The following is a 26,954-nucleotide window of genomic DNA, read 5'->3' as shown; positions in this document are numbered from 1 at the left end:
TCCCAAGATTGGTACAGTGTTGTTTAATCTTCTGTTGTTTTAATATGCTTTGAACGACCTGTATTCGTGCGTTCGACTATTTCTGGTTCTTTGTATTGTGGTGCACGGTCTGTTGACGTGGTCGTGTCATGTGTTGATTCAGACGCTGTGTTCTGTACGCTCTCTTTATGGCGCGTGTCGTTTGTTTCTTGATCATCATTCACTTGTTTATCGTCTTTTTCGCCATAATTATTATGTGCTTCAGCTAAGTCTTCTTCGTCTTCTGCTTCAAGTTCATCATACGTTTCTTCTTCAGGTGTTTTGCCTTTAATGACTTTACGTTGATGAACAATCGCATTGATTTCAGCACCAATAATTAAAATAAAGCCAGTGATGTACAACCATAACATTAAAACGATCACGCCTCCGATACTACCATACGTTTTAGAGTAGTTGGCAAAGTTTGAAACGTAAAAACCAAATGCCAATGAACCTAAAATCCATACAATCGTTGAGAATAGGGCACCAGGAATAACCGATTTAAATCGAATTTTCACATTTGGTGCTAACGTATATATAATTGTAAAAACAATCAGTACAGCTAATACAGGAAGGGCAGTACGTAACAGACTAAATACCCAACGAACTTGTTCGTCTAGGCCTAGTGGTCCGAATAATAAGTTGCCGATTTGCTCACCAAACGTAAATAAGACGAGTGTGAGTGGTAATGTAATCCCAATTAATAATGTAAAGAAAATCGCTAACAACTTCGATACGACAAAGTTACGGCTATCTTCAACATCATAAGCGACGTTAAAAGCATTCATCATCGCAGTCATTCCGTTCGATGCTGTCCACAATGCCAAGATCAACCCGATTGAGAGTAGACCACCACTTGCATTACCCATGACATCATCAATAATACCGGTAATGATGGAGGACGTTTCTGCAGGGGCATTCTTTGAAATTTGTGCTGTAATCGTATCGCTATCAATGTTAAAGAGTGGGACGAGCGATAAGATGAAAATCAACATTGGAAAAAGCGACAACATAAAATAGTAAGCAAGTTGTGCGGCTAATCCAGATGCATCGTCTTTTCCAATACGATAAATTAAATAGTTAAAAAAGTTCGGACGGTCTGTATATTTGGCTGGTTTGTTAATTCTTGAAACGAAAAATGTTTGATTTTCTTTCGGTGCTTCTTTAGATTGAAACGGTTGAGGCTTTACGAATTTATGCTTCTCTTCCGTTTCACCTGTCGCATCTCCTTTTCGATCAGGAGAAGGCGTTTCTTCTTTTTGATTTTGCGCATGATCGTCATTAGAAATTGTCTTTTTGACTTTATCAATAAAGCCTTCTGACTGTTGTTCGTTTTTAGACATAGCTAAACTCCTTATCTTAAAAATTAAAAGGGGCAATCTCCAAGGCATCATAAAATGTGCATTGAAATTGCCCTTGGGTATGACAGACGACATCAAACATATGAACGACATATAGCGTCAATGCATTGAAATGTGAACGTATCAATGTGAGTCATATGAGCTGTTCATACTTAAGATGTCATTGTCATCCAACGATAGTTCTAAAAATGGTTAGATTAAAGACCAATTTGTTTGTTGTTTTTGCGTTCCATAAACGTATCTTTTGCGTTGCGTAAAGAACGTTCTAGTTCTGGATTGTTACGACGAATTTCGTCAAACGTATTTTTCCAGTATAATACTTCATCTTTCACTTGAGTGAACTTAGAAGGTTGGCTTGAACGTTGCCCTGTTTTAATGTTATTCACTGATGTTTTCACAGAACGGCGTGTGTTTTTGTCGATTAACGCAATCGCACCACCGACTGTAGCCCCAATTAAGATTCCAGGTAATAATTTGTTTTGCATAATGATGTTACCCCTTTCGTGTGTCTTTAAGAATATAGTCTATTAAATGATCCGTAGATGACTGAATCATTTCATAAACACCTTCAAAATTATTTGTGTAATATGGGTCTGGAACGTCTGTTTCCTCCATATCACTGAATTCAAGCAATTTGTGCACCTTACCTTTAAGATGAGGATTAATGTCCTTAATATTATCTACATTACTTTGATCCATGGCAATAATGTAATCAAAATCATCCGTTTCTGTAAATAATTCGCTAATCATCCCATCGAAAGGAATGTCATGTGCTTTTAAAATTTTTTGTGTACCTTGATGAGGGGGTTCACCTAAATTCCAGCGACCTGTCCCTCTCGAGTATACTTCAATGTCGTCAATATTGCGATCCTTTAGACGTTGGCGCATAATTGCCTCAGCCATAGGAGATCGACAAATATTACCTAAACATACAAAAGCAACTGTTGTCATGCAGATAACCTCCATGTTCTAAATCTATATGCCCATTTTAGCCTTTTTTAAAACAATTCGAAAGTGATAGCGACAAAAATTTTTCAAATATTCATCACTTTGATAAAATATTGGAGACGAAAGGATGAGATAAATGTCAAAATCTATTGAAGAAATGATTGTAGAAATACGCAATCGTTTAAATTTAGTAAACCCCGGATTAATTGATCCAGAAAACTATAGTGAAAATGATCGTGAAGATATAGAAGATATACATGCGTTTGTCACTTCGAAACGTGACTTTACACCACGTGAAATGACAGGTATTACTGAAGCATTAGGTGATATTCGCAAGTAATTCGAATTGGGAGGTTTTTATATGACAACTGAGAAACGATTACAACAATATGCTAAATTGCTCGTACGTGTGGGGATGAATGTGCAACAAGGTCAACCTGTGTACATTCGCACATCTGTAGAAACCGTGGACTTCACACGTTTAATTGTAAAAGAAGCTTATGCAGCAGGGGCCTCGGATGTAAGAGTGAAATATGAGGATCCTCAAGTTAAACGTCTGACTTACGAAAATGAGCCGACTTCATTTTTTGAACAAGAGGTTAAAGGCTATGACGTAGAAGAACGCATGGATTACGTGAACCGTGGTGCATGTATGCTAGCACTCTTATCAGAAGATCCAGATTTACTGAATGGCATCGATTCTGACAAATTAAAGGCGGCACAACGTCAATACGCAAAAGCTTTTAAACCATACATGATTGCAGCACAAAAAAATAGTTTCCCGTGGCTTGTTGCATGTTATCCTTCCCAAGCATGGGCAAACCGTGTGTATCCTGAATTAAGTGATGAAGAAGCGATGGCGAGGTTTTTAGAAGATATTTTGAGTATTGTACGCGTCGATGGCAATGATCCAATTGAAAACTGGGAAAGACATGCACAAAACTTAAAAGTGCGTGCAGCAATGTTGAACGACAAAGCTTATACAGCGCTTCATTTCGTTTCAGAAGGAACAGACTTACATATTGGCTTACCGAAAGGCCATATTTGGGAAGAACCGATGAGTTATACAGAACAAGGTCAAGGTTTTATCGCAAACATCCCGACTGAAGAGGTGTTCACTGCACCAGATTGTAACAATGTGAATGGTTATGTCACTAATAAATTACCGCTCAGTTATAACGGCACCATTATTGATGGTTTCAAATTAACGTTTAAAGATGGCGCTGTCGTTGATTTTGAAGCGAAACAAGGAGAAGCAGTTTTAGCAGACTTACTAGACACGGACGAAGGTGCGCGTCGTTTAGGTGAGGTCGCATTAGTGCCAGATGATTCACCGATTTCAAATAAAAACACGATTTTCTTTAATACATTGTTTGATGAAAATGCATCATGCCATATTGCATTAGGTGCTGCATATGCGTTTAATTTGCAAGGTGGGACTGAAATGACGGCTGAAGAACTGAAAGCCCATGGTTTGAATGATTCATTAACACATGTGGACTTTATGATTGGTAGTAGTGACCTTAATATTTACGGTGTACTTGAAGATGGTACAAAAGAACAAATATTTAAAGACGGAAATTGGAGCAATTAAACATATTGAGGTGACGACATGGCAAAAATAGATAAAAAAGCGATGCAAGATTCGAAAGTTTATAAATCGAGACAAGTATTTCCACAAGACACCAATCATCTCGGGACGTTGTTCGGTGGTACAATGATGGCGAATATTGATGAAATTGCGGCAATTTGTGCAATGAAACATGCGAATCAAACTGTCGTGACGGCGTCTACAGATTCAGTAGACTTTTTAAAACCGATTCGTAACGGTGACATTTTAACGTATATCGCGATGGTTTCGTATTCAGGTAGTTCATCAATGGAAGTTTGTGTTCAAATTTTAATTGAAGATATTCCGAACAATAAGCAGGAGTTAGCAGCACTCAGCTTTTTAACTTTTGTCGCATTAGATGATGACGGCAAGCCAACAAAAGTGCCTGCAGTATATCCTGAAACGGAAGCAGAAAAATGGTTTCACGAAACAGCTGAAGCCCGTGTAGCACGTCGAAAAGCAAGAAGACAAGAAAGTAAACAAACATTGCAATTTATTTCAGAATTAGAATTTAAGCAATAAACAATAGAAAGGCTGGGAAACGTCAAAAACTGCTTCCTAGCCTTTTTTAGCACGCATCTATTCGTTATTGATTAAAAAGTGTATGCATACGCGCTTCTTGTACCTTAAAATCAACATTTGGATAATACATATTTTTAACAAGAATATTCGGTCCGAGACATTCAAATTTTGGACAATGACAATTAATTGCCTGAGCTAAAGGACTGTCCAACCATCTTTGGAATACATCCGTCAATTGATCATGACGAATATTAGAAATTGTACCTGTTTCATCACCAAAATCTGTCACAATAACATCTCCCGTAAACACATTCACATTTAAGCGACTGCGGCCATCAGGATCATTACGCATCGTTACATTCGGTGCTTGTTTTAGCTTTTGACGTAATTTCGCATCTGCTTCATCTTGCAAACAAGGGAATATCGGCAAAGTTCCAAACAACATCCACGTGTTTGAATCACGCACATCTAATAAATGTGAAATGGCTTCTTTCATCGTTTTCAAATCGAGCACTTCCAATTGGCTCGCAAAATCAGCAGGGTACATCGGATGAATTTCATGACGTTGACATTTCATATCATTCACGACTTCACGATGAATAGACGTGAGATGTGGATAGGTACTTTTGTTTAACATCGTTTCTGCTGAGACGAACATTCCTTGCTCACTTAAAGTACGTGCGTTTGAAATCATTTGTTCATACAATTTCAATTTCGCTTTTAATGGGGGCTGCTTTTCCATCGCACCGAAACCGACTTCAGTAAAAGTATCAATTGTGCCCCAATTGTGTGAAATATGGAGGACATCAATATATTCTGCAATGTCCAAATAACGGTCTAACGGTAAAGTTAAATTCGAATTCAATTGGACATATATTCCACGTTGATATGCGTACTTTAATAATGGTTTAACTACTTCACGAATTGATTTTTTTGAAAACATGGGCTCGCCACCCGTAATAGAAATCGTACGTAACGTTGGAATTTCATCTAAACGTTGTAAAATTAATGACATCGGTAATATATCGGGGTCTTTCGTTTGTAATGTATAGCCCACAGCACAATGACTACAACGCATATTACACAAATTCGTTGTCGTGAATTCCACGTTGCTCAGCGTCAATTGACCGTATTGTTCTATATCTATATAAGGCTCCCACGGGTCATTAAATATTGAAATAGGCTCCTTTTGGGTCGTTAACATTTTTAAAAACTCCTCATCTTAAAATACATGATCACTTGATATTTACCATTGAGGAAAATCAAATTCATGTTAATATAACTATGACAACTGCAATTATAAAGGAGAATCGTAAAGTATGGAAGAGCCACAAACTATGAATCAAGTGAAAGAGAGACTTTCTCAATTTTTAGAAGAGATTGAACATGCGGATCCAAACAAGGTGGATGTTGCGGATATCGACGAATGGCTTCAATTGTTAGACCAACTTGAAGCGAAAGTGAATCAATTACGTCAATAAATATGGGTCAATATGTTTGAACGATTTACTTTGGGGTATACATTGAAATAGATATTTAAAAGAAAGGTGATGCAAATTATGGCAAAAGTAGCTGTATTATTAGCAGACGAATTTGAAGATGTTGAATTCACAAGCCCCAAAGAAGCACTTGAAGAAGCGGGCCATGAAACGGTAGTCATTGGTACAACTGCCAATGCTGAAGTTGTAGGTAAACACGGGACTAAAGTGACTGTGGATTTATCTATTGCTGATGCAAAACCAGAAGATTATGATGGTTTATTATTACCAGGTGGATTCTCACCAGACATATTACGTGGAGATGCAGAACAAAGATTTGGTACTTTCGCGAAATATTTCTTAAAAGAAGATTTACCATCATTCGCCATTTGCCACGGACCCCAAATTTTAATTGACACAGATGAGTTAAAAGGTCGTACTTTAACGGCTGTGCTTAATGTACGTAAAGACTTATCTAACGCAGGTGCAAACGTTGTTGACGAATCTGTTGTTGTTGATAAAAAATTAGTAACAAGTCGTACACCTGATGACTTAGATGACTTTAATAGAGAAATTGTAAATCAATTTAAATAATATGTGATTGATTGAGAGCGAGCGCTAGAATTTCTAGTGTTCGCTTTTTTAATATGTCCTGTTTTTGATACATACTCATATATTTAAAGGGTTTTCTAGTTTGCAGAACTAACCTTTGCTTTCTTAGGGGGCCTCAACTCAATTCAGCTTGAGTGTAGTGTACATTTAAATGAAGCTGTATTGGATTTTCGGCTGGGTCTGATTCATCAACAGTCTCGGGAAGTTCTTGTCATCTAACAGTTTATGGCAAAAAATGAATTGTGTTGTAATAGAAAGCGAACGTCTTTAGCACTCGCAGTTCTTAATTTCTATGATTACAATTTCAAGTGAAACTTCGAATGTGAGAATGGTCGTAATACGAAGGGAAAGTATATTAAGTGTTTACACTTCTCATTTATTTTAATTGATGGAAATCACTTTGCATTGCCGATTTTTATATTTGGATTGAGTCGTCTGAATATGAAATTTTTACAATTTACATTGCCTCAAAATGTCTTAAACTTACATTTGAACGTAACAGTTGAAAACGGTAAAAAAACAGCACAGGTGATTTCACCTATGCTGCTTGAATGTGCTTATAAGAAACGTCTTACTGCTGTTGTTAATGATGGCATTTCGTTAAAAATAAATTTGCGGTCTTCTGTTAAGCTACGGTATGCCCATTTTGCATAATTTATCGCTTGTTCAGGCACGATTTTACCTGGAAGTGGTGCAGCATTTTTATCTACATACACATTAACGATTGTTGGTTTGTGTTGTTGTACTGCTGTTTGTACGATTGAATCAATGTCTTTCGGATCTTTTAATGTGTAACCGACACCACCACAAGCTTCTGCAAATTTCGCGAAGTCAATATCACTAAAGTCGATACCGTACTCTAATTCACCCGCTTCTTGTTGTTCATATTTAATAAATGAAAGTTCACTGTTATTAAGGACGAACAACACCATTGGTAAATTGTATTGCACCGCTGTTGAGAAGTCTTGCATCACCATTTCGAACGCACCGTCACCTGTAATCCCAATCACTTGGCGGCCAGGGAAAGCAATGCGTGATGCGATAGCTGTTGGAAGGGCACAACCCATTGTACCGAGCCAACTTGAAATAATGAAGTGGTTGTTCACACCTAAGTTCAAGTACCGTGTTGACCATACAGTTGATGTGCCCACGTCAGCTGCAATGACCGTATCATCAGTCATAACTTTATTAATCGCATCCATCAATCGTTCAGGACGGATTGGTGAAGCATCATTATTTTTATCTTCAGTCATCCAACCTTTCCAAGTTTCACGATGGTCTAACATTTCATTTAAGAATGATCGTTTTTCGACAGGTTGAATTGCGTCTGTCAATGCGCGTAATGCCAATTGACTGTCCCCAACGATAGGTGCATCGACATCAAAGCGGTGACCGATAGCTTCTGGATTTTCATCGATTTGTATCGCTGGTATGTTTTTCTTCGGTAAATAATCCACATACGGATAGTTCGTGCCTGCTAAAATGAGCAAGTCCGCATTTTGCATGGCTTGGTAAGAAGGTTTTGAACCAATTTTACCGAGGTTACCAAGATTGTATGGATGGTCATCGCCTACAATCGTTTTTGATGGCAACGTCACGATAGTTGGAATTTTACCTTTTTCAATGAATTCACGTACTTCTGCTTTCGCATGGTCTGTCCCTTTACCGACTAAAATGACAGGGCGCTTACTTTCATTGAATAACTGTGCAGCGCGTTGAATTTCGTGGCTTAAAGGTTGACGACGTTCTGGTACGTAAGGTTCAACTTCTGTAGGAAAATTGTCCTCAACTTTTGTATTTAAAATGTTGTTTGGTAAGGTCAACACTGCAACACCTTTTTCACGATATGCGGTACGAATCGCTTCGTCAACAATTTCGAAAATACGTGTCGCATCACTCTCTTTCAATTGATAGTTGTAAACTGCAACATCTTCAAATAATTTTGGTAAGTCCACTTCTTGGAATGCTTTTGTGCCTAGTTTATGACTGTCTGCTTGTCCTGATAATACAAGTTGTGGCACATTGTCCATTTTCGCATCGTACATCCCGTTTAATAAATGGATGGCACCAGGTCCACCGATTGCAAGTGAAACTGCAATTTTGCCAGTTAATTTAGTATAAGCGGCTGCTGCAAGACTTGCGACTTCTTCATGTCGTACGTGAATAAAGTCAATGTCGTTTTCAGCTACTTTTAATCCATCGACAACAGCATCGATAGAGTCACCTGGTATCCCATAGACATGGTCAATATCCCATGCTTTTAATGCGCTTACTAACGCCATATTTGCTTTTACTTTTCCCATAATAATGATTACTCCTTCTGTTTTGATTCTCTTTATGACAGTTACATACCCATTTTTTCACGTTCAGTAACAATCTTCAATGTTCGTGCTCAAGCTCGTTCTACAGACTGATTTTTGCCGAAACATATAGCATAATTTTGAAGGACTTGGTAAACTCACATTATTAAGTGATTTAATATGAGAAAGTAGGTCACACATATATGAAAAGAAGAGGCCGAATAGCCAAGCCTGCACCGCACAATGAACCACATCACAATACGTATTATCAACCTGTCGGACAACCGCCGAAGAAACAAAAGCCACGCCGTATTTTTCGCACGTTATTGATGTTAATTGTATTAGCAGGTGCATTATTTATTGGTGCGATGTATTTTATGGCACAGCGCGCGGACATAGATGAATTAAAAAGTATTGAACAAAAAAGTAGTTATGTCAGTGCTTCACAAATGCCAGATTATACAAAAGGGGCATTTATCGCTGTAGAAGATCGTCGTTTTTACAAACATTCAGGTGTAGATTATCGAGGAAGTTTACGTGCGATTTTTGCATCGGTGCGTGACCGTGATCGTTTACAAGGTGGGAGTACGATTACACAGCAGCTTGCAAAAAATTATTATTATGATAACCAACAGACCGTGACGCGTAAGTTGAAAGAAATGTTTGTCGCTAAACGGATTGAGCGGTATTACGACAAAGATGAAATTTTAAGCTACTATATGAATAATATTTATTATGGCGACAATCATTATACAATTGAATCTGCTGCGAATGATTATTTTGGTGTCACAACAAATGAACAAAATTACACATTACCGCATATTACAGTATTACAAAGTGCCATATTAGCAAGTAAGGTGAATGCGCCTTCCGTGTACAATGTGAATGACATGTCACCTTCATTTATTAATCGTACGAAAATGACGTTAGAAAAAATGAAACAACAAGAATTTATCAATGAACAACAATATACAGAAGCGTTGCAACAACTTGGTGCTTAATGTATGAATATGGCATAATAAGGACATGAAGTGTTGAGGAAAACGAGACAATTTGCGATTTCTATCACTGCACAAACTTTAATGCCGGTCACGACGCTGTCAACAGAGTGGGGTAGAGCATTGGAATCTAATTATATTTTTAGATTTGAGCTCTACTCTTTTTCTTATTTAAAGGGGTGAAACGATGTCAAAAATTACTAAAATTGAAGTGCAAAAAAATAATCATGAACGTTTTAACATTTATATTGATAATGAATTTGCGATCGGCATTTCAATAGATACGTTGGTGGCGTTTAATATTAAAAAGGGCGATGAACTGGACATAGATGAACTTAAATCATTGGCCCAACGTGAATATCAACAGCAAGCGAACAATCATGCCATTCAATATTTGTCCTATCGCAAAAGAACACGTAAAGAAATCGCCACACAGCTAAGAAAAGAAGGTTATGAAGAAGACATCATTCACGAAGCCATTGCTTATTGTGAGCGACTTAAACTCATTGATCACCGCGATTATATGATCAGTTTAAAAAACACGATGCTACGAACAACGGATAAAGGACCGGAAGTATTTCGTCAAAAGCTACATCAAGCAGGAATTGAAGCGGATTTGATAGAAGAAGGCGTCCGTGTATACGAAGAGGAACAACCATTCGAAAGCATAGTAGACATTGGTCAAAAAATAATGAATCAAAAAAAAGGACCTCCCTCAAAAGTAAAGGTGAAAGTACAACAATCCCTACAACAAAAAGGATTCACCCTAGACACGATATTTAAAGTGATGGATGCATTAGATTTTAAACAGGACCCAGAAACTGTGGATAATTTATTGCAACGGGATTTAGAGAAAGTCTATAATAAATATCAGAAGAAATATGAAGGAAAGCCTTTATATATGAAAACGGTTGAGGCATTACTAAGAAAAGGGTATCCGTATGACGATATCCAACGAAAACTGACAGAAAGTGGTATTGATCATGATTGAAAAACGATTAAGCGACATGGATAGACAAGAAATTTTACATGTTATCCAGACGAGTAAAGAGAAAATGCGAAAAGCTGAAATGAACGGCATCATGAATGAATATGATGTTTATGCGAATAAAGTAGTTATTGCAGAGAGTTATTTAATCGACACGAATGAAATTGAACTTGGTAAAATTTATCGCCTTAAAGATGGCACAGGCAATTATTTTAAAGTCGAACGTCTCAAAGGGGTATTCGCATGGGGCTATCGCATTAATGGGGCGGAAGCTGAAGAAGGTTTACCAATTTCATTATTACAAATATAGAAGGGACTTTAGCGCATGGGTAGTTCAATTGTCTTGAAGATGATTAATGTCACACATTATTATCGTAATCAAAAAAAGCAAAATGTGCTTAAACCTTTTAGTTATCAACCAGAAGATATTGAGTTGAACAATATTTCTCTGCATATTTATGAAGGTGAAGCGCTAGGGATTATTGGTGAGGCTGAATCATCTAAATCATTAATCGGTGAAATTTTAGCTGGGACTGTCGAACCCGATAAAGGAAGAATCGCACGTGCTGCATCAATGTTTTATGCGAATATGAATCAAAAATCAGTTGAAAATATTCTAGTGATGGACTATGTAAAAGATGTCATTCAACTGTTTCCTTACGATGCACCTGAACATAAAGCTACACAAGTCATTAAGTATGCACATTTAGAAGCTGTACAAGATGAACGGGTCAAAGACTTAACAGATGCACAATATGCGCAGTTGTTATTCAGCTTAGCACGCGCATCAGAAGCAAAAATTGTCATTCTAAGTCATATATTGAGTGATTTAGATGAAGGATTTTTTGAAAAAGCAAAAGTAATGGTAGAAGATTATATCGACCGCGAATGGACTTGGATTGCGATTGACAATGATGTCGAAAAAGTGAAAGCTGTGAGTAACTATTTAGCATGGATTTCACACGGTCAAGTACGTAAAGAAGGCTCGATTAAACAAGTATTGCCTTATTTTCTGTCGCATCAACGGGATATGGCATCGTTAACGACAGCGGAAGAACGAGAACACTTTGATGAAGACTGGAAGCGCAATCGTTCACGCATGCCAGAGCTTACATATAATTTTAGACGGATTGAACGTTATCGTCATGCGCAACCACCAGCCTTTTTATCGCGAATATGGACTTGGTTGGCACTGTTTTTTCTTGGTATGTGCATGGCAGGTGTATTAATTTTTACTAACTTAGGCAAAATTGCAAGCGCACCATTAGTGACCCAAGCGACCATTTCGAAATCGACATCTGATCCATATGTGGACAAATTAGCTTATGGCATTGTAAACGACAGTGAAATGACGATCACGCCATTAGACAATAAGGGTAAAGAAGAACAGTTACCGCACTATACAGTCGCATCGATTACGGGTGAGAATAAAACAGCGTACCGTATTGAAGTGGATGGCAAAAGTTATAAAGCAAACAAAGACAAATTCCTTTATTTAAATCCAGCAGCACTTTATAAAGAAGTCGATCGTAAACAGTTAGAACCTTATATGAAAGACAACTATATTAACTTTGTCGATTACTTTAACAGTGCACTCCATAAATCACATAAAAAGGTGAATGAAACACTTGTGCCAGAACATGAACAACGATTTGTAGAGCCGATTGTCGAACAGCCGATTTCAATGTTGTTTGATGACCGCGATCATTTACTCGGCTTTACATTTCCAATCGTGAAGCAAGACAAATTTAAAGATGAATTTAATATTAAAACCGATATTTGGATGAGCAAAACAGATTCAGGTTATTTCATTGCCGATCTTAAACATTCCAAATGGATTTATATCGAATTGTAGGTGATGAGCGTGTTAGAAAACTTAATTCATTTTTTTCATAATCGAACGAGATTGTTTAGACACAGTAAATATCGCCTTCAAAAACATCGCAAATGGACAGCATTAACTTTTTTAATTGCATTTGGTTTAATGGTTTTAACCGCAATAGCTTTTTATTTTTTAGATATCGTGGAAGTGACACAAGCGACTTTTGATTATCGACTGACAGGGCTAGTCGCTTTTGGTGTCATATGGGTTGCGATTTATATCCATTACCGCTTCTTTCCTAGAGATTATTATGTGACGCGTCACTTTAATATGAGTCCATTTTTCCATATTGTTTTGTCGAGCGGCATGCATACCATAATATTAACTGTTTTAATGACTGTCATGGCTTGGTTAAAACCATTGAATACTGATACGACGTGGGTAGGCGTATTCTTTTATAGTGCGATGTCGTTTGTTTTTATTGTCATCATGTCATTTTTACTTGGTTTAGTGTATGTGCTCTATCCAAAGTTAGACCGTGTCTTTACATTGATTGTGATTTTGACGTTTTTACTCGTGCCTATCCTTTATATTCCACCTAATAGTAACGGCTGGGTGACACATGTGATGATGCTGAACCCGATGTATTATCTAGTCAATGGCATGCAACAAGCTGTCATCGTTGGCCATGAAGCCATGAATCATCTCGGTTATCATTTTTATTTCATGTGTTTCATTGGATTGATGATTGTATTTTGTTATGCATTAAAAGATTATGTCTCACAATTAAGACCAAACGAACACCATCAATCAAAAGTACAAAAAGAAAAAGCCGAATAAACCAAAAGCTGTGAAACAACGACATCTCATCGTTGCACACAGCTTTTTTGTTTGATGGTTTTGAAGCGGTAAGGGCTAGGAAACACATTTTAACGCTAAGGTGAAGGAGATATGAAGCACCATGAATACAAGTGATTAATTAATGATAATTAGTGCATTTATTCAGTTTAAGAAACATATCAGATAACAGAACGACGCTGCGATAAAACAATAAAAAGCCTTTAAGGGGAGCAAAGCTAGGCGAGACTCCTGAGGTATCAGCTGAAACAAATAATCCACTATCGCTTTCATGAATGTAACAGTAAAATTAAAAACGTTTGTTAGTTGAAGTTTCAGCGCCTAGGAAGACGAGTCTAAAGCGTGCAACCCATAAAGGCTAAATAATTTTAAAAACTGCAGCATCGTGTTGCAATCTAAGGTTTGATTGGAGTAAAACCAGTTAAATCGTTATAGTATATCATCACGCTGAATTAATGAGTGAGTAATTTTCTCAATAACTTCTCCTCACTAAACACCCACCCTGTATACGAATGCTTCACCTTCATCTCTTGATCAAGATGCAAAATCGCCACAAACTGATAATGCCCATCCTTCAAATAACGCAAATCAATAAATCGCAGCTCAGTCGTATAAGAATCAACTTGTCTCACATGCCAACGATAAATGGAAGAAAAGTTCAGAAAAGCTTTCACATTTTTATCATATTGTGCATATTTCATGATTGCATTACTTGGAAAAGGCTGACGTTCTACCTTGTCACTAAACACAATATTACGTCCATAACTGCGACCGACATAATCGTGTTTTTCAGTTTGGATTGCGATACGCCATTGCATAAAACGAAGGGTCGGTGCTACAAAAACTTTAATTGGTGTGCCGAGATGTTCCACTTGATTTAAAGCTTGTTTTTTTAACCAACTGCGCATTTGAAATCTTAAAATATAATATACAATGAGGACAATTAACATTGGAATAAACACAATATAAGGGTGTACACCGATGGCCCAAATGGCGATACCGACGAGCAAAATCGCAAAAATAATCGGATCAAATGTATTAATGACACTCAATTGAATCCATTTATTCGAAAAGGGCCGTAATGCTTGTGTACCATATGAGTTGAAAATATCAACAAACACATGGAGAAAGACGGCGAGTTGTGCCCATAACCAAACATGTAAGGGATCGACATGTTTGAAAAGGCTATAGACCAGTAAAGTTAACAATAATGGCCAAAGTAAAGTAAAAGGAATAGAATGTGTAATGCCTCTATGATTTGAAATATATGTTGCATTATCTTTTAATTTTAGTACAGTATCACTATCAGGAATTAAAGAACCTGCAATCAGTACGGTTGCTGTTGCAGCGAAGTTTCCGCTCATAGCAGCATCCGTCGTTGCGATTGCTGTAAGTCCAACGCCTATCGCGATGTGTGTGGCTGTATCCATAATGTCTCACTCTTTTCAATATAACGTAACTTTATTATAGTCGATTATTGAAATGAACGAAAATCATTAATATATGCAAGGAGAATTGAAATGTTAGATGAACTTACATTCAAGCCACATTTATTGGAATGGTTTGAAAAGGAACAACGGCAAATGCCTTGGAGAGAAACGAAAAATCCCTATTATATTTGGATTAGTGAAGTGATGTTACAACAAACACAAGTCGATACGGTTCGTGATTATTATCATCGTTTTGTTGAAGCGTTTCCGACAATTGAAGATTTGGCGAATGCAGATGAGGACGATGTATTAAAACTATGGGAGGGTCTTGGATACTATAGTCGTGCACGTAATTTTCACACTGCCGCCAAAGAAGTCGTCGCATTTCATGATGGAAGCGTACCACAACATCCAGAGACATTTTTAAATTTGAAAGGTGTAGGTCCATACACCCAAGCAGCTGTGATGAGTATTGCTTTTGATTTACCGTTAGCGACAGTGGATGGAAATGTCTTTCGTGTATGGTCTCGTTTAAATGATGATACACGTGATACGGCGCTTCAGTCGACAAGAAAAGCTTATGAAAATGAGCTGGCGCCTTATGTTGCACAACAATCAGGTGATTTTAATCAAGCGATGATGGAGTTAGGTGCACTTGTGTGTACACCTAAAGCGCCACTTTGTCTATTCTGTCCAGTTCAAATGCATTGTGAATCCTACGAACAAGGGACCGTATTAGAACGTCCTGTCAAAACGAAAAAGTTGAAGAAAAAAACGTTGAACTTTGATGTGTATGTCATTCAAAATCAATCAGGAGACTTTTTAATAGAACAACGTACAGCATCATTACTCAAAGGTATGTGGCAGTTTCCGATGATTGAACATGGTGTGAAAGAAGACATAGAACCAACCTTAGACATCAATCATTTAACGATTCAACGTAAAAATGTAGTGAAAGTGAAACATCAATTTACACATTTGACATGGCATTTGACTGTACATACTGCAACGGTGGATGAAACGGTCGCACCGGTTGTCGCAAATGGAAGAAGATGGATGGCATCCGTTGAAAAGGATAACTACTCTTTTCCAGTCCCGATGACAAAAATATTTAACGCAATAAATGAAGCGGAATAATTAAGTAATAGGAATGGAATATGATATAATAACGAGGTGAATTTTTAACAAGGTGGTGTGAGAAGTTGGTCAAATCGTGTATACCTCGAGAAGGGGAATCGATTAAAATTCAATCTTATAAACACGATGGCAATATACACCGTGTATGGTCCGAAACTACAATTTTAAAAGGAACAGCAGATGTCGTCATCGGTGGTAATGATCATACGCTTGTAACCGAAAGTGATGGCCGAACATGGGTAACGCGTGAGCCTGCAATTGTCTATTTCCATTCAGAATATTGGTTTAATGTCATTTGTATGTTTCGTGAAGATGGCGTTTATTATTATTGTAACTTATCGTCGCCTTTTGTTTGTGATGAAGAAGCTTTAAAATATATCGATTATGATTTAGATATTAAAGTTTATCCAAATGGCAAATATCATTTATTAGATGAAGATGAGTACGAACAACATATGAATCAAATGAATTATCCAAAAGATATTGATATGATTTTAAGACGCAATGTTGATATTTTACAACAATGGATTGAGCAGAAAAAGGGACCATTTGCACCTGATTTTATTAAAGTGTGGCGTCAACGATTTCAAAAGGTGAAAAACTTTTAAAATATCATATCGTTTGTAATTGAATAACAATACTGATTGGCGATGACAATGTAATACGGGGGCGGGACATAAAAATTTTTGATGCGATTGATGCAATATTTTGTTAAACTTGCCCTCCCTACGATTTTCGGTTTTTGATTGCCATCATGGCTTCCCTTTCCTAGGGGATGAAGGGAGGTTGTGACAAAAGCGCTTAGGATTTGAGCAGAACCGAGCGATGAGCAAAATTGCTTTCCAAATTTTGCCGAAATCGCGGGGGTTCTGTCGAAAATCCTGCTTTTGGAACACCGTTTATTGATTCCCAGCGCACCCATTCATTGTGGATTTTGGGAGCAGTACAGGAATCTCATGTGTAACAAAGATTTCGTCGTACTGCCCCCGTAAGGCTGACTCGACTTCTCAAAAGCATGCGCATTGAGAAGTCAGACAGCTACTGCGTTAAACGGTAGCCACTTTTAAAGTTAAATGACGTTGTTTAGCGTTTAACTTATCCCTCAGGAGTCTCAGCCTTCTGGGCAATCATATTTCAATACTGCGCAACTGCTTGCAAGTTGATGAAATCAAGAAAACGATCGCATCATTTTTTACATACACCCTTATTTTTCAACGGTTTAATCACCATTAATGGATATCAATCCATAAATAGAAGCAGAGACTGGGAAAACATCATGTCCCAGTCCCGTTCAATTCGTCATTCAAAGAGACGCGCGAAATTTATTTAACACATGATACAAATGGGGTCAATGTTGACGTAGGATAATACCGGGGGGCGTTTTTTTGATAAGAAGATATTTAGAGTTTGTAAAGCCGTATCGATGGCTGATTGTTGGTACGATTATAGTCGGAATATTGAAGTTTGGTATTCCATTACTGATTCCATTATTAATCAAATATGTCATTGATGATGTCATAAATAATGCGGCTCTAACAGTAGATGATAAGTTAATGCGTTTAGGTGTGTCTATGCTTATCGCGGCGTTTATTTTTGTAGTAGTACGTCCGCCGATTGAGTTTTTTAGACAATATTTAGCACAATGGACAAGTAACAAAATTTTATATGATATTCGAAAAAAATTGTATGATCATTTACAAGCGTTAAGTTCAAAGTTTTATGCGAACAACAAAGCAGGTGAAGTCATTTCACGTGTTATTAATGATGTCGAACAGACGAAAGATTTCATCATGACGGGGCTCATGAATATTTGGCTTGACTGTATTACGATTATTATTGCGTTGTCGGTGATGTTTTTCTTAGACGTACAACTGACGTTAGCGGCAATCGTTGTCTTACCTTTTTACATTTTAACGGTATATTTCTTTTTCGGCCGTTTAAGGGCTCTGACTCGTGAACGTTCACAAAAACTTGCTGAGACACAAGGTTTTCTTCATGAACGTGTCAATGGGATGGCGGTCATTAAAAGTTTTGCGATTGAAGAAAATGAAGCTAAAAATTTCGATCAACGCAACACGAACTTTTTAAACAAGGCCTTTAAACATACACGTTGGAATGCTTATTCATTTTCGGCTATCAACACTGTGACTGATATTGGTCCATTAATTGTTATAGGTTACGGTGCTTATTTAGCCATTACGGGATCTGTGACAGTGGGGACACTTGCGGCATTTGTCAGCTACCTTGAACAACTATACGGGCCATTGCGTCGACTTGTGTCTTCTTTTACAACATTAACGCAAAGTTTTGCATCAATGGATCGTGTTTTTCAATTGTTTGACGAGCCTTATGATATTAAAAATGCACCACAAGCGAAAGCGATACCGATTCGTGAAGGGCAAATTGAAATCGAAAATGTCTCATTTAAGTACAATCCAGAAGAGCGAAATGTATTGAACCATTTGAATTTGGATATCCAACATGGCGAAACAGTCGCATTTGTCGGTATGAGTGGAGGCGGAAAGTCAACCTTAATTCATCTTATTCCTCGCTTTTACGATGTGACGGAAGGCCATATTAAAATTGATGGCCATGACGTTAAAGATTTCGATACGGCAAGTTTGAGACGTCAAATCGGTATGGTGCAGCAAGACAACATTTTATTTTCTGATACGGTGAAAGAAAATATTTTGCTCGGTCGTCCAGATGCGTCATTTGAGGAAGTTGTAGAAGCGGCGAAACTCGCAAATGCCCACGACTTTATTATGGCATTGCCTCAAGGTTATGATACGGAAGTCGGCGAACGTGGCGTAAAACTTTCTGGTGGGCAGAAACAACGCTTATCGATTGCTCGTATTTTCTTAAATAATCCACCTATATTGATTTTAGATGAAGCAACAAGTGCGTTAGATTTAGAAAGTGAAGCGATTATTCAAGAGGCGTTAGAAAAGCTGAGTCATGACCGGACTACTATTATTGTAGCACATCGACTTTCAACGATTACACATGCAGATAAAATTGTCGTCATTGAAAATGGTGAAATTGTGGAGCAAGGTTCCCATGAGACGTTAATGCAACGAGAAGGCGCATACCGTCGATTATTCTCAATTCAAAACTTATAATTGCAATTGCAATCGTATGATAGTGATATGAAAGGGATTGGAACACAGAAAAATTTTGATGCTATTGATGCAAGATGATGAACCCCAAAACAATAGCATCAATTTTTTATCCTTTTCACCCTCATTATCTGACTTTTTTAAAGTTATTAATGAATCATCGATCTATGAAGGGTTTGAGGCTTAAATTTTTATGTCCCATCCCTTGGCATACACAACATATAGTAAAGGAGCTAAGGAAATTTAATGTCCTAGCTCCTTTTGATGTTTGTGAGGTATAACGTGACGCCTAAAAGCAAGGTGAAAATTTAAATTTAAAAATAAATAGGATGTTCTGAGTGCAAAATGTGATAAGAATAAATCATTTTTGAATTCATTGTTAGTGGAAAAATCTATAAATGGAATGTGTCAATGATGCATGTGCCTAGAGGTGATTAATCAAGTTATTTCCAATTTAAATCGGTCACTTAAGTCAATATGGCCCTATATTTCATGTATAATGAAAGAAAAAGGGAGTGGGGGGTACAATGACTTTTTTAACTGTACTTCAATTAATTATCAATGTTTTATTAGTAGGTATATTCGTCATTGCATGTATCGCATTGATTGCGTTTTTAATTTTTGATAAACGACAAAAGCAGCACAGTGTATTACGTAATTATCCTGTGCTCGCACGTGTGAGATACTTTTTAGAACATATTGGACCTGAAATGCGCCAATATTTATTTTTAAATGACAATGAAGACCAACCTTTTTCAAGAATGGAATATCAAAATATTGTTATTGCGGGCAAGTACAACTCAAGAGGGGCGAGTTTTGGGACGCAGAAAAATTACGACAGCGGTTATTTTATTAATAATGCAATGTTTCCAACGCAAAAGCATCAGTTAAGGGTCGACAATGATGAATGGATTTCAACGTTCATTTATCAAATTAAAAGCGAAACATTGTTTAATCGTTCAGAGCATATTCGTGCGAAAGAAATTGAACCTTTTTATTTGGCGCCTGAACATTATGTCAAAATCGGTGAGCATGTCGCGCATCCATTTTATGTTAAACGTTTAGTTGGACAGTCGGGCATGAGTTACGGTGCTCTGGGTAAAAATGCGATTACGGCACTTTCGAAAGGATTAGGGATGGCGAACACATGGATGAATACCGGTGAAGGCGGCTTATCTGATTATCATCTTGCCGGTGATGTTGATATTATTTTCCAAATCGGGCCTGGCTTATTTGGCGTTAGGGACGAGCACGGACAATTCGACCCTGATCATTTCATGGCAGTTGCACAACATACCCAAGTTAAAGCGTTTGAAATCAAGTTGGCACAAGGCGCTAAAACACGTGGCGGTCATATTGAAGGTAAAAAAGTGACAGAAGAAATTGCCAAAATTCGTAAGCTTCAACCTTATGAAACTGTCGACTCGCCGAACCGTTTTGACTTTATTAATAACGCGTATGATTTGTTGAAATGGATTGATGAGTTGCGAGAAATGAGTCAAAAACCAGTGGGCTTTAAAATGGTACTTGGTAGAAAAGACGACTTTAAACAATTGATTGACGCTATGCAAACGTTACAGATTTATCCAGACTTTATTACGATTGATGGTGGTGAAGGTGGGACAGGTGCAACGTTCCAGGAATTGCAAGATGGCGTCGGTTTACCGTTATTTACAGCGTTACCTATCATTGATGGTTTACTCAAAGCGCATCAGTTAAGAGACAAGGTGAAAATTTTTGCATCTGGAAAATTGGTCACGCCTGATAAAATTGCCATTGCATTAGCATTAGGGGCTGACCTCGTGAATGTAGCCAGAGCGATGATGATTAGTGTAGGTTGTATCATGAGTCGTCAATGTCATAAAAATATTTGTCCAGTCGGTGTTGCAACGACGGATCCTAAAAAAGAAGAAGCGCTTGTCGTCGATGAAAAACAATATCGTGTAACGAACTATATTACGAGCTTGCATGAAGGGTTGTTTAATATTGCGGCAGCGGTCGGTGTGAAAAGTCCAACTGAAATCGGTCCTGAACATGTGACGATTAAATATCAGAATGGTGAAATTGAATCGGTTCATCAATATCAATTAAAGTTGATTGATTAAATGGGGAAATGGGGTGGTACAAAAAATTTTTGATGCGCACCCTCATTAAATGTGATAGAGGCAGAAAAAGTTGATCTACTAGCCTTATCAATACAGAAAAAGCTCGAACAAGATGACGTTAAATCATTTTGCTCGAGCTTTTATTTGTTATAAATCAAAATCTTCTTCAATGATATCGATATCGGGGTCTGTGTTATGGTATTTAAAATAACTGACACGTAAACGATCTAAGTGTTCTAAATTGTAGCGATATTCTTCTAAAGCTGAAATGATATGCATAATGTTGGCATAAGAAAAGTTTTCAGGTTCTGGGTCTACTATGACCTCTTCTTGAAAGGCTGTGATGACTTCTTTTTTCAATGGGTTCGGGACAAAACGTTGATCGAGTGTCACGTCGAACTTTGCTTTTTTCGTTATACTAATTAAAATTTGTTCGTGAAATTGTGTCAGCTCATCAATTTCTAATTTGATTTGTAATAATAATGCATGATTTAAATGCACCAAATCATTTTGATATCGATTCATTCGTCTGAGCACGTCATACGCATCACGTGTCGACAAGACGATTTCTTTAAATAAGATTTTCTTACGTGTTTGTGCGAAGACTTGTTTCTTTGTATAGACACGTTCTTCTTTATAAAATTCAAGTAACTGCTCAAGTTTGACAATACGTTGACGTAAATTTTCTAAATCTTGCTTCACATAATTAAATTCTGTCGCATCATTTAACACTAAATTAAACCACTTAAAAATATCGGTCGAAATGTTTAATGAGTTGTAATAAATCTTCGTCTCAAACTTTGGTGGTAAAAATGTGAGATTAACGATGAATGAGCTGATGACCCCAATCATCACAAGAGAAAATCGGTAAAAGGCTGAGATGTAAAAAGAGCCGTCATGTTGTCCCATAATAACCAGTGCAGTCACTGTCGCTAACGTTGCAACATGTGCGATTTTCATTTTAAAGAGTAATGCGATTAACAAAATGACTGTCGCACCCATAATAATGACATTGTTGCCGAAAATGGTCACCATAGCTACAGCGAGAAGGGCACCAATGACATTACCTTGGAATTGATCGACAATCGTTTTAAATGTCCGATAGACACTAGGCTGCATGGCAACGACCGCTGCAATGCCTGCGACGGTCACCATCCCAGCACTATGAGGTAACAGTGAGGCAATCGAAACCGCAAGTATAATGGCGATACCTGTTTTTAAAATTCTAGCTCCCAGTTTCAAATCATCGCGCTCCTTTGATTAAATTAAAGCCTGAGTCGTGCATAGGTTTAATCATGTTATACACTGTTACATCGCAAATTTCAATAGCGAAGTTTACAATTGGCTAAATGCATAATCCGCTGCAGCAATTGTTTTTTCAATATCTGCTTCTGTATGTTCAGTTGTTAAAAACCATGCTTCATATTTTGATGGTGCTAAGTTGATGCCTTGATGTAACATCAGTTTGAAAAATTTCGCAAATTGTTCGCCATCAGACGCATCAGCTTGTTCGTAATGTGTCACTTTTTCATCTGTAAAGTATACCGTTAACGCACCATATAAACGGTTGATAGTTGCTTTGATTTGATATTTATCAATAGCAGCTTGTAACCCGGCTTCTAATTTTTTACCGAGTTGATTTAATTTTTCATATACACCTGGTTGTTCTAATACTTCTAACAACGCAATACCTGCTTTCATTGATAATGGGTTACCTGCCATTGTCCCTGCTTGATAGGCGGGTCCGAGTGGTGCGACTTGTTCCATAATATCTTGGCGACCACCGTAACCACCGATTGGAAGGCCACCTCCTACAATTTTACCGAAAGCAGTTAAATCAGGATAAACGCCCAATAAATCTTGTGCAGCACCATAATGAAAACGGAATGCAGTAATGACCTCATCGTAAATAACTAAGCCACCATATTCATGTGTCACACGGTTCACTTCTTCTAAAAATCCAGGTTGAGGTTCGACCATGCCAAAGTTACCGACAATAGGTTCAACTAGCACGCCAGCCACTTGATTGCCCCAGTGTTTCATTGCTTCTTTAAAAGACTCAATATCGTTAAATGGCACAGTGATTACTTCTTGGGCTACACTTTTCGGCACACCCGCTGAATCAGGAGAACCAAGTTGTGATGGACCACTTCCTGCAGCGACAAGCACTAAGTCAGAGTGGCCGTGATAACAGCCAGCAAATTTGATGATTTTATCTCTATTTGTATAAGCACGTGCAACACGAATCGTAGTCATCACAGCTTCTGTTCCTGAATTGACAAAGCGCATTTTTTCTAATGAAGGAATGGCTGCTCGTAATTTTCGTGCAAATGCAATTTCTAATTCTGTAGGTGTACCGTATAATACACCAAGGGCAGCCTGTTCTTGGATGGCTTCAGTAATATGCGGGTGGGCATGTCCAGTAATAATAGGACCATATGCTTGTAAGTAGTCGATATATTCATTGCCATCGACGTCGTATAAATAAGCACCTTTACCAGACTTCATCACAACTGGTGCGCCACCACCGACAGCTTTATATGAACGAGACGGTGAATTGACACCCCCTAAAATATATTCATTGGATTGTTCTTGTAATGCTTCACTTCGATTAAAATTCATAAATCAACCAACCTCTTTTAATTTAATATTTTTCCCTATTATCGTATCATAAAATGAGAAGATATTAGAAAGAAGGGTTGTTATGTTAAAAAAAGGTGACACATTTCCAGACTTCCAATTAGAAAATCAAAATGGCGAGCAAATTTCAAAAGCTTCATTAAAAGGACAAAAAGTAATTCTCTATTTTTACCCACGAGATAACACACCTACATGTACAACAGAAGCATGTGACTTCAGAGATAACATCGCATACTTTAATGATTTAAATGTGCAAGTTTACGGTGTAAGCGGCGATTCAAAACGCAAACATCAAAATTTCATAGAGAAACATCAGTTAAATTTTGATTTGTTGGTAGATGAAGATTTTCAACTTTCAGAAGCGGTTGGTGTATACCAATTGAAGAAATCTTTTGGTAAAGAATCGATGGGCATCGTACGAACAACTTTTGTACTAGATGAAGAAGGGAAAATTATAGATGTTATTGAAAAAGTAAAAGTCAAAGAACAAATGGCACAACTTAAAGAAATCTTGGAAGGGTGATTCTACATGTTAGTCGTTAGCTTGATGCGTTTAGATGATCAAGAAACAAGATTACAAGAAGCATTTCCTCATGTTGACTTTAAATTTTATAAGCATCCCTCTCAACTGCCTGAAGAAGTGCACCAACAAATGGATGTGTTGATTTCATATCATCCAGAAGTTGATGCAGCTTTTATTGAAAACGCACCAAATCTAAAATGGATAGCTTGGTATGCGACAGGGGTCAATCGTTTGCCTTTTGAAACGCTCAAGAAAAGAGAGATTCAATTGACTAATGCAGGGGGTGTACATGCACAACAACTTACGGAATTTCTGTTTGCGTACATATTAGATGACTACAAAGAACTCAAATCAATTTATGAAGAACAACAAGCACGCATTTATAATCATAAACGTGTTACACCATCCGTTAAAGGTCAGCATATTTTATTTTTAGGTACCGGAAAAATTCCTCAACGTGCATCCCAAATAGCAAAAATATTGGGGATGAAAACGATAGGGTTAAATACAACAGGTCATGCGGCAGAATATTTTGACGAGACGTATCCTATTTCAGAACGACACCATATTTATAAAGAAGTGGATATCGTTGTGAATTTGTTACCGGAAACAACAGATACACGATATTTATTGACCGTAGAAGATTTTAAAGCGATGAATCAACATACATTATTTGTTAATTTAGGACGAGGTACAATTGCACAAGAATCAGTTATTGTTGATGCCTTAAAAAACAAATCGATTCGTAAAGCATATTTAGATGTATTTGAACAGGAGCCACTAGAATCCGATTCAGAACTCTACCAGTTGGATAATGTCTTTTTAACACCACATATTTCAGGCAGTCACGTAGATAACAAAAAATTAGCAACTGATATTTTTTCTAACAATTTAAAATCTTTTCTCAGTAATGGTAATTTGATTGAGAATAAGGTTAATATTGATAGAGGATATTAGATAAATATTGACAATAAATAGGTAAACCTTATATATTATTAGGTAAGAATTATTATTAATAAGAAAGACGGGTGAACCTAATGACTGCTGAATTGGAATCTCATGATCATCAATTAAAAGAGTCAATAGCGTCTTTACGTGAAGCAGGCGTGCGTATTACACCGCAACGTCAAGCAATATTAAATTTCCTCATCAAAGCGGAATCACATCCAACTGCTGACGAAATATATCAATCATTATCACCTGACTTCCCAAGTATAAGTGTTGCAACGATTTACAATAACCTTAAAGTATTTAAAAAGACAGGCATTGTTAAAGAGTTAACATATGGTGATGCGTCGAGTCGTTTTGATTTCGACACACAGAATCATTATCATGTCATCTGTGAGAAATGTGGTAAGATTGTTGACTTCCACTATCCATTACTTCATGAAGTTGAACAACTTGCGCAACATGTAACAGAATTTGACGTCACGCATCACAGAATGGAGATATATGGTGTTTGTCAATCGTGTAAAGAGGCTGAAAAAGAATTATAAGTGATTGAAGGCTTATTCAGAAAGCGTATGAATGAAACGTTATGATGAATAAGCCTTTTTTAAGTTTTAGTGATTATTTTTAGTTTAAGATGCGTTGATTGTTTTGAATCGTGCATGTTAATTCAGGTATTAAATTTTTGAACGACGTGCAACTTAGTAAGATGTTAATCTTCTTGGTTAGAACTGAAGGATATGTGTGCGTTCGCTTTTGAATTGAGTGAGGCTATAACTGTTTAAATTGATTCAAAAGATAATTCACGCTATGTTTTAAATGTTTTGATGTAAAAATAACTCAATACGTGTTAGTTTTCAAAAACATAGTAAATTTGATTAGAAATAACAGTTGATTTTGTGTTGACGATGGGTATTCTACTTGGTAAGATAAGGAAGTCGTTTCGAGGAGATTGTAAAAATAATGCTTTCATGATTGAACGCATGTAAACGAATGATTAAAAGTGTAAAATTAACGCTTGAAACTTTCTCCGTAACATTATAAGATATTAAATGTTGAACGAGACAACAACTTATTAACAAAAAATTTAAAAAAACTTTAAATTAAATCTTGACAGAGAAATTTGTTTAAAGTATAATGTTTTCTTGTAACAGCAAAAACGAACATTGAAAACTGAATGACAATATGTCAACGTTAATTCCAATAATTTGAGTACTTCAAAAGTACTTTCGAGAGTGATTGGCTTAAACAATCAACGAGCTATATCAAGCTTACTTCTTTTATGGAGAGTTTGATCCTGGCTCAGGATGAACGCTGGCGGCGTGCCTAATACATGCAAGTCGAGCGAACAGATAAGGAGCTTGCTCCTTTGACGTTAGCGGCGGACGGGTGAGTAACACGTGGGCAACCTACCTATAAGACTGGAATAACTCCGGGAAACCGGGGCTAATGCCGGATAACATGTTGAACCGCATGGTTCTACAGTGAAAGACGGTCTTGCTGTCACTTATAGATGGACCCGCGCCGTATTAGCT

25 protein-coding genes and 1 rRNA gene are annotated in these 26,954 nt (G+C 37.2%); 18 read left to right on the top strand and 8 right to left on the bottom strand.

Annotation, left to right across the window (positions count from 1 at the left end):
* Positions 1 to 23 precede the first annotated feature (23 nt).
* From BJK46_RS08060 to BJK46_RS08050, 3 genes are all read right to left on the bottom strand, one after another.
* The gene (locus BJK46_RS08060) at positions 24 to 1,361 is read right to left on the bottom strand and encodes a YihY/virulence factor BrkB family protein (protein WP_037542645.1); all 1,338 of its coding nucleotides are present in this window, start codon (positions 1,359 to 1,361) and stop codon (positions 24 to 26) included.
* Positions 1,362 to 1,576: 215 nt separating this feature from the next.
* Complete coding sequence (locus tag BJK46_RS08055; protein WP_014613485.1) at positions 1,577 to 1,864, bottom strand: YtxH domain-containing protein; 288 nt, start codon at positions 1,862 to 1,864, stop codon at positions 1,577 to 1,579.
* Between the two features lie 7 nt (positions 1,865 to 1,871).
* The gene (locus tag BJK46_RS08050; protein WP_014613486.1) at positions 1,872 to 2,330 is read right to left on the bottom strand and encodes a low molecular weight protein-tyrosine-phosphatase; all 459 of its coding nucleotides are present in this window, start codon (positions 2,328 to 2,330) and stop codon (positions 1,872 to 1,874) included.
* A 133-nt stretch (positions 2,331 to 2,463) separates the two neighbouring features.
* Between BJK46_RS08050 and BJK46_RS08045 the strand changes: the two genes are divergently transcribed.
* The 3 genes from BJK46_RS08045 to BJK46_RS08035 are packed head-to-tail and all read left to right on the top strand — an operon-like array spanning position 2,464 to position 4,461.
* On the top strand, positions 2,464 to 2,667 hold the full coding sequence (locus BJK46_RS08045; RefSeq protein WP_037542646.1) for a DUF1128 family protein: 204 nt from the start codon (positions 2,464 to 2,466) through the stop codon (positions 2,665 to 2,667).
* A gap of 21 nt (positions 2,668 to 2,688) precedes the next feature.
* On the top strand, positions 2,689 to 3,921 hold the full coding sequence (locus tag BJK46_RS08040; protein WP_037542648.1) for an aminopeptidase: 1,233 nt from the start codon (positions 2,689 to 2,691) through the stop codon (positions 3,919 to 3,921).
* A gap of 18 nt (positions 3,922 to 3,939) precedes the next feature.
* Positions 3,940 to 4,461, top strand: coding sequence for an acyl-CoA thioesterase (locus tag BJK46_RS08035; RefSeq protein WP_014613489.1), 522 nt, complete (start codon positions 3,940 to 3,942; stop codon positions 4,459 to 4,461).
* Between the two features lie 64 nt (positions 4,462 to 4,525).
* On the opposite strand, the gene yfkAB is transcribed toward BJK46_RS08035, so the two are convergent.
* On the bottom strand, positions 4,526 to 5,665 hold the full coding sequence (yfkAB, locus tag BJK46_RS08030) for a radical SAM/CxCxxxxC motif protein YfkAB (protein WP_101431680.1): 1,140 nt from the start codon (positions 5,663 to 5,665) through the stop codon (positions 4,526 to 4,528).
* A 115-nt stretch (positions 5,666 to 5,780) separates the two neighbouring features.
* Between yfkAB and BJK46_RS12190 the strand changes: the two genes are divergently transcribed.
* Positions 5,781 to 5,942: an SE1561 family protein gene (locus BJK46_RS12190; protein ID WP_015729384.1), complete on the top strand. Its 162-nt coding sequence runs from the start codon at positions 5,781 to 5,783 to the stop codon at positions 5,940 to 5,942.
* A gap of 75 nt (positions 5,943 to 6,017) precedes the next feature.
* Entirely contained in the window at positions 6,018 to 6,533 is a 516-nt protein-coding gene (locus BJK46_RS08025) for a type 1 glutamine amidotransferase domain-containing protein (RefSeq protein ID WP_096533566.1), read from the top strand.
* A 575-nt stretch (positions 6,534 to 7,108) separates the two neighbouring features.
* Here BJK46_RS08025 and BJK46_RS08020 read toward each other — a convergent pair.
* Positions 7,109 to 8,854: a pyruvate oxidase gene (locus BJK46_RS08020; RefSeq protein WP_015729383.1), complete on the bottom strand. Its 1,746-nt coding sequence runs from the start codon at positions 8,852 to 8,854 to the stop codon at positions 7,109 to 7,111.
* Positions 8,855 to 9,054: 200 nt separating this feature from the next.
* On the opposite strand from BJK46_RS08020, the gene sgtB reads away from it, so the two are divergent.
* The 5 genes from sgtB (at position 9,055) to BJK46_RS07995 (ending at position 13,499) form a co-directional block, all read left to right on the top strand.
* On the top strand, positions 9,055 to 9,852 hold the full coding sequence (sgtB, locus tag BJK46_RS08015) for a monofunctional peptidoglycan glycosyltransferase SgtB (RefSeq protein ID WP_014613494.1): 798 nt from the start codon (positions 9,055 to 9,057) through the stop codon (positions 9,850 to 9,852).
* Between the two features lie 184 nt (positions 9,853 to 10,036).
* Entirely contained in the window at positions 10,037 to 10,840 is an 804-nt protein-coding gene (recX, locus tag BJK46_RS08010) for a recombination regulator RecX (protein WP_015729382.1), read from the top strand.
* Complete coding sequence (locus BJK46_RS08005; protein WP_014613497.1) at positions 10,833 to 11,147, top strand: YfhH family protein; 315 nt, start codon at positions 10,833 to 10,835, stop codon at positions 11,145 to 11,147. Before recX ends, BJK46_RS08005 begins: the two co-directional genes overlap by 8 nt.
* 15 nt (positions 11,148 to 11,162) lie before the next feature.
* On the top strand, positions 11,163 to 12,692 hold the full coding sequence (locus BJK46_RS08000) for an ATP-binding cassette domain-containing protein (protein ID WP_015729380.1): 1,530 nt from the start codon (positions 11,163 to 11,165) through the stop codon (positions 12,690 to 12,692).
* Positions 12,693 to 12,701: 9 nt separating this feature from the next.
* Positions 12,702 to 13,499 (top strand): membrane protein, encoded by a 798-nt coding sequence (locus tag BJK46_RS07995; RefSeq protein WP_014613499.1) that lies wholly within the window; start codon positions 12,702 to 12,704, stop codon positions 13,497 to 13,499.
* 470 nt (positions 13,500 to 13,969) lie between these two features.
* Here the strand turns inward: BJK46_RS07995 and BJK46_RS07990 are convergent, their stop codons facing one another.
* On the bottom strand, positions 13,970 to 14,947 hold the full coding sequence (locus tag BJK46_RS07990; RefSeq protein ID WP_099987219.1) for a metal-dependent hydrolase: 978 nt from the start codon (positions 14,945 to 14,947) through the stop codon (positions 13,970 to 13,972).
* A 90-nt stretch (positions 14,948 to 15,037) separates the two neighbouring features.
* Here BJK46_RS07990 and mutY point away from each other — a divergent pair, with 90 nt between their 5' ends.
* The 4 genes from mutY to BJK46_RS07970 all read left to right on the top strand — a co-directional run bounded on the left by mutY (position 15,038) and on the right by BJK46_RS07970 (position 21,308).
* Positions 15,038 to 16,084, top strand: coding sequence for an A/G-specific adenine glycosylase (gene mutY / locus BJK46_RS07985; RefSeq protein WP_014613501.1), 1,047 nt, complete (start codon positions 15,038 to 15,040; stop codon positions 16,082 to 16,084).
* 65 nt (positions 16,085 to 16,149) lie between these two features.
* The gene (gene ntdP, locus BJK46_RS07980) at positions 16,150 to 16,692 is read left to right on the top strand and encodes a nucleoside tri-diphosphate phosphatase (RefSeq protein ID WP_014613502.1); all 543 of its coding nucleotides are present in this window, start codon (positions 16,150 to 16,152) and stop codon (positions 16,690 to 16,692) included.
* Positions 16,693 to 17,469: 777 nt separating this feature from the next.
* Positions 17,470 to 19,206 (top strand): ABC transporter ATP-binding protein, encoded by a 1,737-nt coding sequence (locus BJK46_RS07975; RefSeq protein ID WP_099987221.1) that lies wholly within the window; start codon positions 17,470 to 17,472, stop codon positions 19,204 to 19,206.
* A 524-nt stretch (positions 19,207 to 19,730) separates the two neighbouring features.
* Complete coding sequence (locus BJK46_RS07970) at positions 19,731 to 21,308, top strand: FMN-binding glutamate synthase family protein (protein WP_014613505.1); 1,578 nt, start codon at positions 19,731 to 19,733, stop codon at positions 21,306 to 21,308.
* A gap of 147 nt (positions 21,309 to 21,455) precedes the next feature.
* On the opposite strand, the gene BJK46_RS07965 is transcribed toward BJK46_RS07970, so the two are convergent.
* On the bottom strand, positions 21,456 to 22,550 hold the full coding sequence (locus tag BJK46_RS07965) for an FUSC family protein (protein WP_014613506.1): 1,095 nt from the start codon (positions 22,548 to 22,550) through the stop codon (positions 21,456 to 21,458).
* A gap of 93 nt (positions 22,551 to 22,643) precedes the next feature.
* The gene (locus BJK46_RS07960; protein ID WP_103263581.1) at positions 22,644 to 23,930 is read right to left on the bottom strand and encodes a glutamate-1-semialdehyde 2,1-aminomutase; all 1,287 of its coding nucleotides are present in this window, start codon (positions 23,928 to 23,930) and stop codon (positions 22,644 to 22,646) included.
* A gap of 82 nt (positions 23,931 to 24,012) precedes the next feature.
* Between BJK46_RS07960 and bcp the strand changes: the two genes are divergently transcribed.
* The 4 genes from bcp to BJK46_RS07940 all read left to right on the top strand — a co-directional run.
* Complete coding sequence (gene bcp, locus BJK46_RS07955; RefSeq protein ID WP_014613508.1) at positions 24,013 to 24,471, top strand: thioredoxin-dependent thiol peroxidase; 459 nt, start codon at positions 24,013 to 24,015, stop codon at positions 24,469 to 24,471.
* Positions 24,472 to 24,477: 6 nt separating this feature from the next.
* Complete coding sequence (locus BJK46_RS07950; RefSeq protein WP_014613509.1) at positions 24,478 to 25,428, top strand: phosphoglycerate dehydrogenase; 951 nt, start codon at positions 24,478 to 24,480, stop codon at positions 25,426 to 25,428.
* Positions 25,429 to 25,508: 80 nt separating this feature from the next.
* Complete coding sequence (gene perR / locus BJK46_RS07945; protein ID WP_014613510.1) at positions 25,509 to 25,967, top strand: peroxide-responsive transcriptional repressor PerR; 459 nt, start codon at positions 25,509 to 25,511, stop codon at positions 25,965 to 25,967.
* 731 nt (positions 25,968 to 26,698) lie between these two features.
* Positions 26,699 to 26,954: ribosomal RNA gene (locus tag BJK46_RS07940) — 16S ribosomal RNA — on the top strand; the annotation flags it as partial.

Source organism: Staphylococcus pseudintermedius, from assembly GCF_001792775.2.
Lineage (GTDB): Bacteria > Bacillota > Bacilli > Staphylococcales > Staphylococcaceae > Staphylococcus > Staphylococcus pseudintermedius.
Note: the sequence above shows the minus strand (reverse complement) of the source record. Positions and strands in the feature narration are given on the sequence as shown.